The organism is Streptomyces sp. Ru62 (assembly GCF_002920615.1).
GTDB lineage: Bacteria > Actinomycetota > Actinomycetes > Streptomycetales > Streptomycetaceae > Streptomyces.
Window position 1 is genome coordinate 211669 of record NZ_PQSU01000009.1, and the last position, 16992, is coordinate 228660.

At 68.9% G+C, this 16992-nt stretch carries 13 protein-coding genes; 3 read left to right on the forward strand and 10 right to left on the reverse strand.

All coding sequences use genetic code 11. The features are described 5' to 3' along the window. Positions 1-741: 741 nt before the first annotated feature. From C3492_RS14685 to C3492_RS14695, 3 genes are all read right to left on the reverse strand, one after another. Positions 742-1170: a VOC family protein gene (locus C3492_RS14685; RefSeq protein ID WP_103812249.1), complete on the reverse strand. Its 429-nt coding sequence runs from the start codon at positions 1168-1170 to the stop codon at positions 742-744. Between the two features lie 726 nt (positions 1171-1896). Continuing rightward, on the reverse strand, positions 1897-2193 hold the full coding sequence (locus tag C3492_RS14690) for a WhiB family transcriptional regulator (protein WP_308461147.1): 297 nt from the start codon (positions 2191-2193) through the stop codon (positions 1897-1899). Between the two features lie 503 nt (positions 2194-2696). Then, positions 2697-3074 (reverse strand): antibiotic biosynthesis monooxygenase family protein, encoded by a 378-nt coding sequence (locus C3492_RS14695; protein WP_258055711.1) that lies wholly within the window; start codon positions 3072-3074, stop codon positions 2697-2699. A 694-nt stretch (positions 3075-3768) separates the two neighbouring features. Between C3492_RS14695 and C3492_RS14700 the strand changes: the two genes are divergently transcribed. Next, entirely contained in the window at positions 3769-4161 is a 393-nt protein-coding gene (locus tag C3492_RS14700) for a hypothetical protein (protein WP_103812194.1), read from the forward strand. Between the two features lie 303 nt (positions 4162-4464). Beyond that, the gene (locus C3492_RS14705; RefSeq protein WP_103812195.1) at positions 4465-5211 is read left to right on the forward strand and encodes an SDR family oxidoreductase; all 747 of its coding nucleotides are present in this window, start codon (positions 4465-4467) and stop codon (positions 5209-5211) included. Positions 5212-6182: 971 nt separating this feature from the next. Here the strand turns inward: C3492_RS14705 and C3492_RS14710 are convergent. The 6 genes from C3492_RS14710 to C3492_RS14735 all read right to left on the reverse strand — a co-directional run bounded on the left by C3492_RS14710 (position 6183) and on the right by C3492_RS14735 (position 14117). Continuing rightward, the gene (locus C3492_RS14710) at positions 6183-6674 is read right to left on the reverse strand and encodes a MarR family winged helix-turn-helix transcriptional regulator (protein WP_258055712.1); all 492 of its coding nucleotides are present in this window, start codon (positions 6672-6674) and stop codon (positions 6183-6185) included. 268 nt (positions 6675-6942) lie between these two features. After that, on the reverse strand, positions 6943-9717 hold the full coding sequence (locus C3492_RS14715) for an AAA family ATPase (RefSeq protein ID WP_258055713.1): 2775 nt from the start codon (positions 9715-9717) through the stop codon (positions 6943-6945). Positions 9718-10113: 396 nt separating this feature from the next. Then, positions 10114-11073, reverse strand: coding sequence for a Dyp-type peroxidase (locus tag C3492_RS14720; protein WP_308461148.1), 960 nt, complete (start codon positions 11071-11073; stop codon positions 10114-10116). Positions 11074-11331: 258 nt separating this feature from the next. After that, on the reverse strand, positions 11332-12198 hold the full coding sequence (locus C3492_RS14725; protein ID WP_258055714.1) for an SDR family oxidoreductase: 867 nt from the start codon (positions 12196-12198) through the stop codon (positions 11332-11334). Positions 12199-12247: 49 nt separating this feature from the next. Beyond that, a complete protein-coding gene (locus C3492_RS14730) occupies positions 12248-12703 on the reverse strand; it encodes a VOC family protein (RefSeq protein ID WP_103812198.1) in 456 nt (151 codons plus the stop codon). A gap of 199 nt (positions 12704-12902) precedes the next feature. Continuing rightward, positions 12903-14117 (reverse strand): serine hydrolase, encoded by a 1215-nt coding sequence (locus tag C3492_RS14735; protein ID WP_103812199.1) that lies wholly within the window; start codon positions 14115-14117, stop codon positions 12903-12905. 710 nt (positions 14118-14827) lie between these two features. Here C3492_RS14735 and C3492_RS14740 point away from each other — a divergent pair. Then, positions 14828-15589 carry a GNAT family N-acetyltransferase gene (locus C3492_RS14740; RefSeq protein ID WP_258055715.1) on the forward strand — a complete coding sequence of 254 codons (762 nt, stop codon included), beginning with the start codon at positions 14828-14830 and terminating at the stop codon, positions 15587-15589. A 466-nt stretch (positions 15590-16055) separates the two neighbouring features. Here the strand turns inward: C3492_RS14740 and C3492_RS14745 are convergent, their stop codons facing one another. Next, entirely contained in the window at positions 16056-16823 is a 768-nt protein-coding gene (locus C3492_RS14745; RefSeq protein WP_103812200.1) for an SDR family NAD(P)-dependent oxidoreductase, read from the reverse strand. Positions 16824-16992 lie beyond the last annotated feature (169 nt).

The following is a 16992-nucleotide window of genomic DNA, read 5'->3' on the forward strand; positions in this document are numbered from 1 at the left end:
TGCCTCCCGCGTTCCAGCACAGTAGGCAGCGCGCGGTGTGGGAGGACGCCGGAGCGCTCGGCCGATCGCCGCGGAGCGCCTCCGGCTCCAGCGGGGCGTCGTCGGTGACCGAGCCGCCGGCCACCGAGAAGGCGATGCGGAAGTGGCTGACGCACGGCCAGAGCATGGGGCCGGGCCTGCTGTACGAAGTCGTGCCCGCACACCTCCGGGACCATTGCTTCTCCTCCGCGCAGCGAGCGGCGCTGCCGCGCCTCCTGGCGGACACCAAGGGCCTGGTCCGCGCGGACACGGTCAAGGACACGGCGGGCCGTGCAGGCGAGGCCTTCTCCCCCAACGACCTCTTCGGTGGCCTGCCCAGTAGGCGGACGCTCATCTTCGACCCACAGACCGGGAACCTGACACCGGTCGGCTCACGGGTGGCAAGTCCGCATGACGTGGAGGCGGGCGAACGGCCCCGCCGCCGAGGCCGGCTGCCAGATCCCGCTGTGGGCATGAGCCCGGATCAGACGCTTCCGCCGAGCGCGGGGCGGCGATCCCCTTCTCGACGGAGCGGCGTGGCAGGCCGCCGAGCGGCCAGCCGCACGGCCGAGCGACAGCACGGCACCACCAGTTGGCCCGCCGCGATCGGCCAACGAGCGCCGCGTCCAGCGCGACGGAGACCGAGGCCGGGCTGCGGGTCAGTCCAGGCCCCGCTCCGTCCCAGCGTGGAGGATGCGGTCGTCCGCCCGGCCCTCATCGGGTCTACGCAGGCACCTCTTGCAACACCCACTCGTTTCCGTCCGGGTCGTTGAACGTGGCGTACGAGCGGTATTCGAGCCGTTTCGGATGGGGGCCGCTGCGCCGAGTCTCATCAGTGCAACGGTGGAACATGTCGCAGGTGTCGTGGAAGATCTCACCCGTCCTGACCCCCCGCTCATGGAGTTGCAGGCATGCCCTCTCGATGTCGGTCACGACGAGATGGAGCCCCCGGACCGTGCCCGGCAGGGCCGTTGTCACCCCGGTTCCGAAAAGGATTGAGCACGGAGATCCCGGAGGCGTCATGTGTACCACTCGATATGATTCGTCGCTGGTGTGGTCCTCGTCCAGGCGGAACCCCACCGCCTGATAGAAGGCCTTGGCGCGATCGACGTCGGAGACGGGGAGGACGACCAGCTCCAGCCTGAACTCCAACAGGGCCTCGCCGCCTTCGGCGCTGATCGCAGCCGTTTCGGCGCGCGCCGGACTCTCCACCTCCTGGATCTCCATCCGGTAGACGTAGAGTTCCGGGCTGCGCCCGTGTGAGGTGACTGTCCAACCGCCCACCACACGCCAGGCTGCGTCGCGTCCCCGCAGAGGCTCTCCTTCCGGTGCGGAGGCTGAACGCAGCTCGGCCTCCAGTTCCTCGTGCCGCTCGTGCGGCACGTGCAGTTCCAGAGCGAACCGGCGCGGGGGACGACCACCGGCGACGGGGGTGAAGGACGGCAGCTCCACGGCCGGAACCTCGCGGAGCGCATTGAGCAACGTGACGTGCAACGTCGTCATGACCACATCTCTTCCTGAAGTCTCTGCTCAGGATGACCGGACGAGACGAAGGTCCGTGACAGGCTGGTCGGGCGTCATGTGGTCATCGGGCACGGTCGTCAGGGGTGGGGTACGGTTCTTGTCCGAGCCAGACCGGGGTGTTCCGTGGTAGCGGGTCCGTCACCGCGACGGGGACGGTCAGGACGTGAGCGGCGGAGGCCAGGGGGATCGGCTCGGTACCGAAGTCGGTCATCACCTCGATGGAGCCGTTGATGAAGTGCGGGACGGGGTCCCTTCCAGGCCCTCCGTCGGCACGATTGGGTTTCGGGTAAGAGAATCCCGGACAATTTTTGCCAGTTGCTCATCGGTCTCAGTCGGCTCACCCACGTCGACCGGTCAACCGGCGTCCTGGTCGGCGTCCCCGCGGTCCAGAGCGAAACGACCCTGGCGTTCACCCGCGGTCATCCCGCCCCACACGCCGTACGGCTCGTTGTTGTCAAGGGCCATGGCGGCGCACGCCTCGATGACCTCGCACTGGTCGCAGATCCGGCGCGCCTGTTCCTCCCGCCGGCGGCGCCGGTGGCCCCTCTCCCCCTGAGGGGGGAAGAAGACGGCACTGTTCATCCCGCGGCAGGCGGCTCGCTCCTGCCATTCCCAGTCGCTCAGCAGCGGCAGCAGTCTGGTTCGCATCATTCCTCCTCCTTCCGCTCCCCGCAGGACCCGGACGTGCGTGATGGTTGCGTGAAAACTTGGAGCTCCCACCCCGGCTGCGGGGACCACGTCCGGTCCGGGGGGAGCGTGGGCCCCACAGCCCGTGGGGCGGACGTCTCAGTCGTCGACGGCGGACCGGGCGGTACCGCCGTCCGCTCCTCCTCCCCGCAGGTTCATCTCCCGTCCGGTTCAAGGGCCGTGTAGAACGAGGAGAGCCCTGCCCTTGAGGCGCCGCGCACTGCACCTGGCTACGCGTATCCGCCCCTACCGAGCAGGGAGGCAGCTCCGATGTGGTCGGCGTGGGAGCGGGAGTGCACCAGGTCCGTGACCCTGGAAGGGCTTGCCGCTGGCACGGGTCCCCCGTCCAGGACGGCGTCAGATGGTGCACAGGGGCGGTCTGGACGTGGACGAGCACGACGCGGTCCCAAATGGACGTGGGTCATGGGTCATTGCCGCGCCAGGGGTGCGGGCGGTGGTCACCGCTGTCAGGAAGGGCGAAGTTCCACGACGACGCGGTAGCTGGCGGGTTCTGACGTGATGTGAAGGCCCGGGTCGTCGAACATGCGCTGCAGTGAGGCATGCCACTCGGGGTTGCCGGTGGCCTTGTCGAGTGCGGTGCCTGAGGTCCACTCCGCGATATGGACGAACTGCACCTCAGAGGTGTCGGCGAGCGGCCTGTGCAGGCGGGAGCGGAGGAAGCCGGGCTGGGTCGACATGATCCGGGCGTTCTCCTGGTACACCTCGACGAAATAGTCGGCCTCGCCCGCCGGCACGGTGTAGCGCTTGATGACAGTGACCGGCCCGTCGATGCCCGTCTTCGATTCCAAGGATTGACTCATGCCCACTGTGACCGTCGATGCCACTCATTTGTGACCAACGGCCGGCTGTCGATGTCCCGCAAGTGCGTCGAGGATCATCTCGCTGAGAGTTCCCACCGGACCCTCAACGAGGCCCCCCGGAACCGGACTCATGTCCTCTGACGCACCTCGGTCGTGAAGCCTCCGGCTTCACGACACCGGTCTGGCGTCTGCCGAGGCGACGGGAACACGGTGCCGGCGACGCGTTCACGAAACCGCCGCCCCGGCGCGCGCTGGAGGATGGGGCGCGCGACGTCCGCCGCCGTTGCACGGTGAGCGGTGAGACGTGGTGAACCTCCGTGCGGCCTCTTGGCTTCTCCTCTGACGAGTCGGGTGCGGCCCACGGTCCGCTGGTCGAACGGTAGGCCGGCGGCGGCCTGGACGATGTCGCCCACGTGCTCGCGGCGGCCGCGGTGCGGGGCCGGGGCTCGAATGTTGTCCAGGTGGGCGATGCCGTCCTCAACTCGCGTTCGCCGTGCGGAGTATGCCTTGCGCCGGTGTGGCCCTCTTCTCCGTAAGGCGTGGCAAGACGGAGACGGTGCAGTTCTCGCTGCCAACCGCCCGCGGCGTGGTCGGCACTGCTCCCCCCAGGGCTGCGATCCGACGGGACGACCGGGAGGACGTCGCCGGACCACAGCCCACTGCTCCAGGGAGTGAGCAGGGACGGCTTGCACCACAAGCCGACGGCTGAAGCGCTACGATGCCCTGGCTCCACCGCACCGGCGACCTCGCGGTCCTGCGCACCGACGGCGCCCTGACCTTCGTCGGCCGGGTCGGCGACCAGGTGAGGATCCGCTGCTGCTCCCACGGCGTCCGTCACCGGGGCGGCGCGGACCCGGCAGTCCCGCAGGCCGAGCACACCGAGGCGTCCCTCCCGGCGGCCTACCTCCGGCTGCTCGACCAGCCCGGCCTCACGTCGGCCGATGACCTCACCGACTCGGGCGAGACCTCGCTGGCCGTCGCACGCCTGGTCGCGTTGATCGAGAGCACCCGCCCGATCCGGGTCAGGGCGCGGAGGTCATGCGCCGGCCCGACCTGGCGGCCCTCGCCACGCTGGCGGCCACACGCCGGGCGGAGCCCTGGAACGAGGTGAGCTCTTCCATCGCCAAGGCCACGCGCGCAATGCTTCCGGACGAGGCCGGCCGACACTGGTTCGGCGCCCGGGAGCCGAGGCTTCGGTGGCCGGTCCGCCCGATGTGGTCGAGGAGGATGCGGACCACGCAACGCGAGTGCGGGTCACTCACCGAGATGGCGGCGGCCGGCGGTCCGGTAGTGCAAGGTTCCACGGAGAACGCCCAATGCACTGTCACAGATCTCGTTCGACCCTGGTCATAGGGGAGCACACAGCGCCCCATTTCCACATCGCACAACGTGCGACACATCAAAAGGGTTGATCATGAAGGTGGTCGTCATCGGCGGGACCGGGCTCATCGGCAGCAAGGTGGTCGCCAAGTTGCAGGAGCACGGTCATGAGGCCGTACCCGCCTCTCCCAACAGCGGTGTCAACACGCTCACCGGCGAAGGCCTGGACGAGGTGCTCCAGGGTGCCCGGGTCGTCGTCGACGTCTCGAACTCCCCGTCCTTCGCGGACGACGACGTCATGGAGTTCTTCCGTACCTCGACGTCCAACGTCCTCCAGGCGGAGAAGGCCGCAGGCGTAGGCCACCACGTCGCCCTGTCCGTGGTCGGTACGGACCGTCTGCAGGGCAGCGGCTATTTCCGCGCCAAGCAGGTACAGGAGGATCTGATCAAGGACGGCGGCATCCCCTACTCGATCGTCCACGCGACGCAGTTCTTCGAGTTCGCGAAGGGGCTCGCCGACCAGGCGACCGACGGTGACACGGTGACCCTCCTCCCCGTGAAGATCCAGCCGGTCTTCTCCGACGACGTCGCCACGGCCGTCAGCCGCACCGCCGTCGGGGAGCCCCTCAACGCCATCACCGAGGTGGCGGGTCCCGACGTCTTCGAACTGCCCGAGCTGATCCGCAAGGAGCTTGCCGCGAAGCAGGACACGCGTGTGGTCGTCGCGGACCCGAACGGCACCTACTGGGGCGCGAAGATCCAGGAGGACACCCTCCTCCCGGGCCCGGGCGCGCACATCGGCGAAGTCCACTTCGACGAGTGGCTCGCGCAGCAGAAGTAGCCTGCGCAAGCGGTCCTGGCGAGGAACGGGCGAGCCCACGTCACGATCAGGCCGCGTACGCCGGCGCACCGACGGGGCGATGGGTGGTGTGACGGCCACGGGTCGGTGGGCCCGGTGACGTGGCGAGGCTCCTGGTCGTGCGGCTGGTGTCCCACTTCCCAGCAGCCGACGTCAGGGCCTCACCGGTTCCCGCCTCGTGCCGTGCTCCCCCCTTCTGCGGGAGCACGGCACACTCCCATCGGATCACTCCGCTTCCCCCCCCGCCCCCGCATCTGGCCGGCCTGCGCGGCGCGGGCCGAGACATCACCTCGCCGCCGGCCGGCTGCAGCGGTCGTCGTCACAGAGCGCTACACCTCGCAGGCGGGCGTGCAGGAGACCGTTGCGGTATTGGTGGCAACGGGATCACGCCGGCCTGTGCGTGCCGGACGGTGAGGCAACACGGCCCGGGCCGGCTCACACGCCCGGCGCCGTCAATCAGTGCAGGCCCTGGACGACGTACCCGCGTGCCATGGACCGCGCTCTTGAGCAGGCGGGTCACGGAGATGCCGGTCCGTCGTGGGCGGCAGCCCGCCGGCCGTGGCAGCGGGGTTCCGCGGAACTGACATGTGACAAGTGGTCATTCGGCTGGAGCTGGTGTGGCTTGTCGGCGACAGGCTGGTCTGCGGCCCTCGCGATCCGGCAGAGGGATCGGTACGACTCGTCCAGCGGTCCGGCGAACCGTTCGCGCGATACCACCCAGGGCGCCGACTGGCCGTCTGACGGAACGAGCAGGGGCAGGACACTATTTCCAGTCCTCGTGTGCGCACGGCTCACATACCGACGTGAACAGGTTGGTGGGCCTCTGGCTCCGCCGGCCATAGGGGACGTGTGGGAGCGGTCTCCTTGGTCGGCGGAGATCGCATGTCATCCGAGGTCTGCGGGCCTGCGAGACGCAAGCCACCACCTCGGACTGCTCCGACTCCCCTGCTGCGTCATCTGCTTGCGGTGACTTCGGAGTCTGGCGGAACCCGGTGGGTGATCGCTTCGTGCGTGCTGCCCCGCAGGTAGCGGACGAGGTCCTCGTCGGTGCCCTCGGCACGGAGTTCCCGCACAATCTCCTCGACAGCCCTGTAGACGACAGGAGAGCCGTTCCGCACCACTTCGTGTCCGAGGGGAGTGAGTTCGATCTCGACACTGCGGCGGTCGTGTGATGAAAGGCGCGTGGTGACCAGTCCACGGTCCTGCAGACGTGTGACGAGACGACTGGAGCCGGACTGACTCAGGCCGATCCCGTCGGCCAGGACGTTGAGGTACAGCGGACCCGAACCGGCTCGCACGCTTTCGTCCAGCGCGCGCAGGGCGTGAAACTCACTTGCCCCCAGCCCGAGGTGCTGATGAAGGTGTCGCCCGACCCGGGACTCGATCCGACGGTGAACACGTGCCAACGTGTCCCACCGGGCGATCGACGCGGCAACGGCATTCACGGTTGGGTGGCCTCCCTGCTGTCCGCAGCCCCTGCCGTGTCCCGCATGACACATGCCGGCCTAGGAGGACGGCGGAACAGCCGCCGCTGGTCTGCAGCAAGTAGACAGACCAGGGGTCGTCGTTGTGACAGCCGCAGCAGTACGACGATTTCTCCAACGCTCTTGAGCCGGCGACGTTGTCAACGGTGGGCTTGTACGGGAACCGAGTCGCAGGGGCTTCACTCGACGTTCGCCGCACCTGGTGGTGGAGTCGTCACACCGCCTCCGGTCAGATGACGTCAACCGACCTGGAATCGGGGCCGGGTTCGGCGAGAGCGGTCTTCAGTTCGGTCCGCCGCTTGATGCCGAGCTTCGCGAAGACCTTGCGCAGGTGGTACTCGACGGTGTGCGCACTGATGAACAAACGTGCGCCGATGTCTCGGTTCGTCAGCCCCTCGCGGGCCAGGCGCGCCACGTTGAGTTCCTGATCGGTGAGCTGCGCCGCCGACCCCCGCACGCGGACCCGCAAGGTTTCTCCGCTCGCGCGCAGCTCGTCCGCGGCGCGCTGGGCGAAGCCGTTCAGGCCACAGGCGCTGAGCACCTGGTGTGCGGGGCGGAGCTGTTCGCGCGCGTCGGTGTACCGCCCCCAGCGGTTGAGTGCCTCGGCGTACAGCAGACGGCAACGCGCCACCCAGATCGGTATCCGCTCGTGTTCGAAGCCCTTGATCGCATCGCGGTACAGCTTCTCGGCCTCGTCACCCGCACGCAGCTGCGCCTCCGCCATCGCCAGCACGGCCAACGCGTAGGTGGTTCCGACCGGCCGCGTGACGCGCGCCAATTTCTCGAACGCCTGCTCGGCGAGCGCGCGGTCACCGGTGTGCGCGGCCGCTTCCACCAGTTCGAGCAGTGTGCGCATCGCGAGGTTCAGTTCGTGGGTGTAGGGCAGCTCGCGGTGGCTGCGGGCCACCGCCTCGGCGAAGCGGCCCAGGCCGTTGTAGAGGACCGCCTCGGAGAAATTGGCCGCGCTCAGCGCGTGCCCTTCGCCCCGCGCGTGCCCGTCCGCCCTGATCTGCTCCGCCCAGCGCTCCGCCTCGGCGGCCTGCCCCCGGTATGCCGCGAGGAGGAGCCGTCCGTACTGCGGGAGCGGATTGCCGGTGACCTCCTTGATGGCGTCGATCTCATCGCAGGAGGCTTCTGCCCCGTCCAGGTCGCCGTCGGTCAGCTGCACCAGCATCAGCAGGCTCAGGGCGATCGGCAGTACTGTGACCACGCCTTCGGCGCGGGCGACCTCAACCTGCTGGTTGGCGAGCGCGCGAAGCCCGTCGGGGTCCCACAGGTCCTGGGCGGCGCGGGAGGCGAACCACACCCAGTGCAGCTCCAGGAAGTCGGGTGCCTGCTCAAGGAACGCACGCTGCGCCCGTCGCAGGGTGGGGAGCGCGGCCTCCTGGCCTTCGGTGGCGAGCAACGCCTGGCCGCGCAGGATCAGGTCCCGTGCCCGGCCGGTCTCCTCGGCGGCGGGCGTTGCCCGGAGAATCGCGTGCGCGACGGCGGCCACCTGTTCGGCGTCTCCGAGCCTGCCGCCGTATGTTGCGGCTGCCAGCGCTTCGATGTAGGTGTCGCGGGCGAGCGCCGGGGCGAGGGCTTCAAGCCCCTGCGCCGCGGCGAGCAGTTGCTGTACCCCACCGCGGTCGCGCCGCAGCGCGTATCCCGCCCGAGCGCGCAGCCGCGCGACGAGCGCCTCCTGCAACGCGGTGAGAGGAAGGGCGCGGACGTACTCCAGCAGGCGCAGGGCCGCGGCAGGCGCGCCGGCGTCGTGTGTGGCCTCGGCGGCTGCGATCAACCGCTGCCCGCGGGAGAACGGCGAAGGTGTGAGCTCCGCCGCCCGTTCCAGGAACGCGCCCGCGGCAGCGGCACCGCCGCGCGTCCGTGCACGTACCGCGGACCGCTCCAGATCCGCGGCGACCTCCTCGTCCGGGTACAGCGTCGCGCTGGCCCGATGCCAGGCGCGGCGGTCCGGATCGTGTTCGACGCTGGTGACGTCCGCCAGGGCGGCGTGGACGCGACGCCGGTCCCCCGGTGACGCCGCCCGGTACACGGCCGACCGCACCAGCGGATGACGGAAGGCGACGCGGGTGCCGACGACGAGCGCCTCGGCGTCCTTGGCCGCTTCGAAGGCCTTCGAGCCCAGTCCGAGTACGGCGCTCGCCCGCCACAGCAGTCCGGGATCACCGGTGGGCTCGGCGGCTGCCAGCAGCAGCAGGAGGCGCGCCGACGCGGGCAGCGGGGCGAGCTGCACCATCAGACTCTGCTCGATGCGGTTCTCCAGCGGCAGGGAGTCCGCCAGGGTGAAGCCGCCGGCGACCCGGGCAGGGCCCACGGTCCGGGGGAGCTCCCGCAGCGCAAGCGGGTTGCCGCGAGCCTCCGCGATCAGTTGGTCGCGTATCCGCCGGTCGAGACCACCGGGCACCGCCAGGCGCAGCAGTTCGCACGCATCCTCGTGGCCCAGCCCCTCGACGACCATGTGCGTCAGGCCCGCGAACACATCATCGGCCTGGCGCATGGCGAACACCAGGGCGATACCCTCCGCGTCCAGGCGCCGGGCGGCGAATGCGAGGGCACGCGCGGACGCCTGATCGAGCCACTGGGCGTCGTCGACGATGCACAGCAGTGCCCGGTCCTCCGCGGCCTCGGTGAGCAGTCCGAGCAGTGCCAGCCCCACGAGGAACGGGCTCGGCACGGCGGCGCCGCTGCGCAGCCCGAACGCCACCTCGATCGCCTCCTGCTGTGGGCCCGGCAACCGGGCGGCCGAACCCATCATGTGCCCGCAGAGCTGCTGGAGGCCGGCGTAGGCGAGTTCCATCTCGGACTGGGAGGCGACGATGCGCTCGATGCGGACGTGCGCCGCGGCCCGCGCCGTGATGTGGTCGAGGAGTGCCGTCTTACCGACGCCGGCCTCACCGGAGACGATCAGCGCCCCGCTGTGGCCGAGGCGGGCACGGCTCACCAGCGCTTCCAGTTCCGCCAACTCGCGGCGTCGCCCCCGCAACGGCGCGATATCAGGCACGGTGTCCACCTTCGCCGGAAACCCACCATCCTGTCATGACTTCACCATCACATTCTGTCGAAGCATCGCCCCGAACCATCCCGAGCGCGAGCAGAGTGAGGATCTGATCGTGATCGTCGCGGGACAGACGTTCTTCGCCGTGGGACGCGCACTGCCCACGGTGCGCGACTCCCAGTCCCACCTGAACACCGCGGCCGGCCACCCCGCCCCCTGAACCGAGACACCGTGCGGCCGGCAACGGCAGGAGCCGACCCGCACCGGACACGCACGCACCGTCGCCGGGGAACAGGGAACACGACGGCGTGCGACCCGTCCCATCGCGCGGGGCACCGCGACGGTCGCCCCGCCACAGCGTGTGCGCCCGCGCATTCCTGTATTCGCGGGTACCACGGGTCCTCAAGCGTGTCCCTCGGCCTGAGAAGCAGCGGACGACTCAGGAACCGGCGGGTCGGGCAGGTCTTCCAGGAAGTCCGCGGTCGGCGTGAAGAACAGGGAGCCCGTGACCGGAGTGGAGAAATCCAGGATGCGGTCGTACGACGCTGACGCCGTGCCCAGGAACATGCGCTCCAGCATCGTCTCCGTGACGTCGGGAGTGCGCGCGTAGCCGATGAAATAGGTGCCGAACTCCCCACGGCCCACGGATCCGAAGGGCATGTTGTCACGGAGGATCTCGCGCTCGTTGCCGTCCGCGTCGGTGACCGTTGTCACAGCGACGTGTGAGTCCGCCGGTTTGGCGTCGTCCGGCAGTTCCACGTCGGTCAGCTTCCGGCGACCGATCACCTTCTCCTGCGCTTCGACCGGCAGGGCTTCCCACGCGTCGAGGTCGTGCAGGTACTTCTGCACGACGACATAACTGCCGCCTGTGAACCGGGGGTCTTCCTCGCCGACGAGCACGGCCGCTTGCGCCGCCGGGCCCGTCGGATTCTCTGTGCCGTCGACGAAGCCGAGCAGGTCACGTTCGTCGAAGTAGGTGAAACCATGCACCTCGTCCTGGACCGTGACCGCTCCGCGCAGCCGGTTCATGATCTCCGTGGCGAGCGCGAAGCACAGGTCCAGCCGGGAAGCGCGGATGTGGAACAGCAGGTCGCCGGGGGTGGCCACGGCCCGGTGCACGGGACCGTTCAGTTCCCGGAAAGGATGCAGCCCGGCCGGACGCGGTCCGGCGAACAGCCGGTCCCAGGCGTGCGAACCGATACCGGTGACACAGCTCAGCCTGCCGTCGGGCTGGGCACGGAACCCCACGGCCCGTTCCAGTGAGCCGACGTCCGAGAGCAGTTCGCGAACGGTGGTCTCGCCACCACTGTCGATCGTGACGACCAGGAAGATCGCCGCACTGGTCAAGGGAGACAGAACCATCTGAGGCACGGTTCTGTGACGTCTCCGGACATGCATCATCCTCTTTCGTCCACGTCGGTGGCAGCTGATCTCAGCGTCGGTAGTCGCTGAGACGATCGGTACGGAACAACTCGCGCTCCTCGTGGCACCGACGTGCGTGGAGAAGCGACGGTTGTGACCGGGTGAAGGGCGCTCACTCGGTACGCCATGGGAGGCTGCAGCCCAGCTTTCCGAGACGCGTCAGACGGGGTGGGGCCCGTGCGGTTCCAGTACTTCACCTCAGTAGCAGCCTTCGTCGGACGATCCGTGACGGGGCCTGTGGGCGCCGTCCGGGGACTCACCGATTCCAGGGTTCTCGGCGCTCTCACGCCCGGGTCGACCGGCACACCATTCGCGGTAGCTCGTCCGCGCGACGAAGGCGTCCGCACGTGGCAGAAGGTCCGTGGGCCGAAGACGCGCACCGAAGAAGGGGCTGCGGGCGTCCGCGAGGACATGGCGGTGCTCCGCGTGCACGGTGGTCAGGGCGGCACGCACGAACGCGTCCAGCCTGACATTCTCAGGGCCGGCGATCTCACGGACGCCGATCAGGGGCCGGGACACGGCGGTATGCGCGAGCAGGATGGCCACGTCGGTCAGGGACACCGGGCGCACTTCGACCGGCGGCACCCAGACGATCCAGTCTTCGGTGCCCGCGGTCGCTATGTCCTCGGCCGACTCGAACATCTGCGTGGAACGCACTATGGAATAGGAAATGCCGGACCGCTGAACCATGGCCTCGTGCGCCTGGAGGGCTCGGAAAGCACCCTCCCTTCTTATCCGGTCCACACCTACCACGGACAGGGAGACATGGTGTGCGACACCGGCGGCCCTCTCGGCCTGGAGGAGGGCGCTGGTGGAACGTCGCCATGACGCGACGAGGGCCTCCTCGTCCATGACAAGGCCATGATCGTCAGTGACGATCCCGGAGTTCAGGGACGGCTGACGACAGAGGTCGATCACTACCGAGCACTGGCCCAGGGACTCGGCGATCTCTTCTTGTGCGAGCGAGTCAAGACCCCTGGGTGCCGAGACCAGGCCGACCTCGTGTCCGTGGTCCCTGACCCAGAGAGCGGTCTCGGCGCCTATGAGCCCACCGTCGTCGAACACAACGACCTTCATCCGGAACTCCCCTATGGACGGGACCGCGTCGCGGTGCTCAACTGAAGTCTTCCGGGGTGGCCGCGTGAATTCCCGCGAGCAGACCGGTGGACTGACCCACCTCGATGAGGTAGCCGTCGGGGTCACGGAAGTAGCAGCGCAGTTCGGATCCGCGGTCGACGGGCTCGGTGAGGAATCCGGCCCCGTTCGCGACGGCATGCGCGTAGAAGGCAGCGATGTCGGCGACTCGCACATTGAGGAAACCGGAAACACGCTCACCACTGCGTGGTGCCTCCAGTGTGACCCCTGGTTTGTCGGGGGTGGGACCACCGCCGGGATTCATGATGATCCAGGTGTTGGCGACCTTGACGATCGCCGGATTCTCCTCCATCACGACCTCTCCGCCGAAGACGTCCGCGTAGAAGCGCCGGGACACCGCGACATCGCGCACCGTCAGGAAATGCGTGAGCAGGAGTCCCTGCTGCGGTGCGGGGAGGTCCCCGTGAGGTGTCATCGTCCGTCATCCCTTCATGGGCCCGGGTGGTTGAAGGTGTGACCGGACAGGCACCCGGCCTGTGACACCAGCGGGCGTCCGTGACGAGGGTCTGAGGGACAGATCACCTCCCGGGGGCGAGTGTCCGTGGCGCCGGCCTTCGCGGGCCGGCGCCACGGAGCCCCAGGGGCGACCAGGTCACCGCCGGTGTGCGGGAGCCTCAGTGGCGGACGATCTGGGGGGCGACGTCTTCGGTGAAGGCCTTACCGCCGGAGCGGGTGGTGACCTTGCTGCTCTTCAGGGGATCGACGCCGCAGAACGCGGCCTCCAGAGTGCCGGCGAGGACGGTGTTGACGGTGCCGTTGTTGGACGTGTTCGCCATCGAGGTCATGCTGCGCTTGCCGTCGGCCGTCGTGAAGGCGTACGTGTAGTAGCCCTGCACGGTGCCGGTGTGACCGTAGACCGTCACGCCGCAGGAAAGCTTCCTGCCGCGCAGGCCGAGTCCATAGGACTGGGTGCCGTCCGCGTTCACCGGGACCATGCTCATCATCTCCTTCAACTGCGGCTCGGGAACGAGCCTGCCGGAGACGATCGCGGCGAAGAACCGGTTCAGATCAGCCGAGTTGGAGATCACGGCTCCGGCGGACTGAGCCCAGGAGACGGTCTGCTCGGTGGAGTCCACCAGCGGCAGTGTGGTGTCGTCGTCGCGGACGTAGCCCCGCGCGTAGGAGCCGGTGATGGTCGTCTGCGGATGCACGTAGGAGGTGTTCTTCAGGCCGAGCGGCTGGAAGATCCGCTGTTCGTACTGCGTGGCCATCGGCACACCGGTGACGTGCTCGATCATCTGTCCCAGCACCACGAAATTGGTGTTGGAGTAGCTGTAGGCGGCCCCCGGCTGGTTGGTGGGCTGGTGCGCGGTCGAGAGGTCGATGAGTTCCTGGTAGGTGAACACCTTGTTCCGGACCGCCTCAAAGCCCGGGACAGTGTGGTAGAACATGTCGTTGGTGTAGTCCCAGAGGCCACTGCGGTGGCTCAGCAGGTGCCGCACGGTGATGCGGTCGTCCGGCAGCGGCTTGGGGAGGTAGTCGTTCGCCGACGCATCCAGGTCGATACGTCCCTCGGCGACAAGCTGCATCAGCACCACGGTGGTGAAGCTCTTGCTGACGCTGCCGACCCGGAACCTGCGGTCGGCGTCCATCGCGGTGCCGGCCGCGGTGTCCGCCTCCCCCATGGCGATCCGGTAGCTGGAAAATCCGGAGTCGATCCGGGTGAGCGCGCCGGGCGCGCCGTTGGCCATCGCCTGCTTCTGCACGGCGAGCACACCCGTGACCGACGGGCTGGGAAGGCTGGTGGTGGCGGCACCGGCGGGCGTCACGGCCAGAGCAGCCATCACGGCGGTACCTGCGAGCACGACGCTCGCGTTCTTGATGCGCATCCGATTCTTTCTGACGTGATCGGGTGAAGACGCTGAAAGCGATCTACGGGCCGTAGGACGGTCCCTGACAACAGCCGTCGCTGATCCTCGCTTTGGAGGACAGACATGGGCTGGAGAACGCTGGCCCACACCATAACGCACACGGTGGACACGGTGGCGAGGACAACTCCGCCGGGTGGGGCCTGGATCCCTTCGATTCCAACACCTTGCCACCGGCCCTGAGTACCCTCACTGCGGCGTTCACGTCGAGTTCCACCCAGGCAGGCTGGATCATGACGGTGACCCTGCCGGGCTCGGTGGTGGGCGGGACCCTGGCGGATCTGCTGTCGGACCGGGTGGGGCGGGTACGGGTTCTGCTGCGCACCATCGCGACCTCCCCGACGGGGCCAAGCACATGCCGCTGGTGCCGGGAGTGCCCTTGGGGATGGCGGCGTGCGGATCGTCGGCCGGTACGAGCGTCTGCTTCAGCGAGTTGCTCCCCAGCCGGGTACGCGGCACAGGCGTCGGACCCTGTGCTCCGCCGTAGAAGGCGCCGCCTCGTCCTGGACCTCCCGCCGGGAACCTCACCCCGTACGGCACTACACTCACCGAGCCCCCGTCAGAACCCGCGCAACAAGAAGGCCGTGTTCATAATGCACTCAGCAAGGGCGATCGGCGCGCCGCACGATGACCGGACGCAAACCCGGGACACCGCCCTGGACCCCGGACCCATGGCGTCGGTGTTCGCCAACTTTCGCCAGTACCTCATGGGATGGGACGCGGAGGCCCACCCAGGGCCCGAGGTCGATCAGTTCCGCAGCGGGCTCGCCACCCCACAGTTCAACGGCGTGGTGCGCGTGCGGTCCACGTCCGCGACAGGGACTGCCGTGGCGGCCGTTCGCAGGGACCTGGAGGGTCTTCCCTGGTGGTGGTGGGTCGGGCCCGACAGCCCCGGGGACACCGCCGACGCCCTGCGGCGCCACGGCGGACAGGAGCTCGCCGTCCTGCCCGTGCTGGCGAGGCCGCTCGGCCACCCGGCCGAGATGCTCGACCCGGCCGGTCAGGACGGCGCACGCGCCGACCTGCGGGTGGAGACGGTTCGGGACGGCGAACGGCTGACGGAGCTGGTCCGGACGTACCGGACGTCGATGGGTATCGCGTCCGGCCTGGAGCCGGAGATGGTGCGCATCGAGTCGCAACGCGAGGACAACGCGGACATCGTCCGGCTGGCCGCGGTACTGGACGGCCGGGTGGTCGGGTCGACGGTGGTGATCAACGCCCACGAGGTGGCCGGAATCTTCCTCGTGCACGTGGCCGAAGCGCATCGCCGGCGGGGCATCGGTGCGGCGTTGACGGTCGCCGCGCTCCGGTCGGCGCAGGAAAGAGGGATGCGCTCCGCCGCGCTCGTGGCGAGCCCGGCGGGGGAGCCGCTGTACCGGCGTTTCGGCTTCACGACGCTGTCCGAGTACCGCCTGTTCACCTTCCCGGCCTGAACCTTCCGGCCCGCGGTGGTGACGCCGGTGGTGCGGGACAATGACGGTGCCGGCTGGCACCGAGTGCGGTCCGTGTCACAGATTCACTCGACGCCTGGTCATGGTGGGAGAACCCTGTCGAAACAGTGTTGGGCCGATGGCGTGAATCCCACCGAACCGTGTCAAGGACTCCAGTGGGCTCGCCGGGCACCGGCTCGGTGTCCCTCACCGTCGCGAGCGCGCGGGCAGACGCAGGGAACGGGAGGCCGCCGCCGACCAGCCCCGTGTGCACCCCGGCCCGGTAGTCATCGGATCAGGCCCGGAGCGGACGGCTCCCGCTACGTACCGAGGTCCTCCCCCGGAAGCAGGTTCGAGCTACGGCCGCCGTACGCCGCAGGCACCCTCACGCGACTCACGGTTTCCCCCGTGGATGTCCCCAGCCCCGTGAAGGCGTGATGATCCATCAGGAACATGCTGGACGGTGGAGTCAGATGAGTTCCAGCCCGCCGTCGACGGTGATCACCTGACCGGTCGCATGACGCCCGGCGGGATCGGCCATGCGAAGGATCCAGTGGGCCACCTCGTCAGCGCTCGCGATGTGGTGCGTGGGGATACGGTCGCGCTCGTAGGCGTACATGTCGTTGGCGGCCTCCGGCGTGAGGCCGGCGTGCAGCATGACGTCGGTCCGGGTGGGGCCGGGAGCGACCGAGTTGACCCGAACACCTTCGCCGGCGAGCTCCAGGGCCCAGCTCCGCGTCATCTGCTCGACGGCCGCCTTGGTGGCCGAGTAGTGCGCGCCGCCCGCCATGGGGCGGTGGCCGTAGGTACTGGAGAGGTTGATGATCGTCCCGGAGGTCCTCCGCAGGTGGGGCAGGGCTTCGTGGGCCAGCAGGCTCGGAGCGACGACGTTGAGCGCGAACAGATCGACGATCGTCTGCTTGTCGGTCTCCGCCAGGGGCATGACCGCCGTCGCGCCGGCGTTGTTGATGAGGTGGTCCAGGCGGCCCCAGCGTTCCACGGCGGCACTGACAACCTTGGCAGGTGCTCCGTCGCCGCATATGTCGATCGCCAGGACGTCGATGTTGTCGTGGGCCGCGGCCGTCTCCTTCAATGGCGCCTCACGTCGCCCCACACCGAGTACGTGGGCGCCCGCCTCGGCGAAGGCGATGGCCGCGGCCCGGCCGATGCCGGAACCGGCGCCGGTGACGATCGCGACATGGCCGGAGAAGGTCCGGTCCAGGGGGTCGGCAGGCATGAGCCACTCCTTGTTCGATGTTCGTTGTACATAGAACACTATGGGAAGGCTTTCGCACCCTCGTCAAATTGCAACGTGGCGGAGGGACGACCACAACCGTGGGCACCGCGGCGGTCTGCCCAGGTCAGGAAGAGGTCGCGCCGGACGATGGGCTCGTCGTGTGTCACAC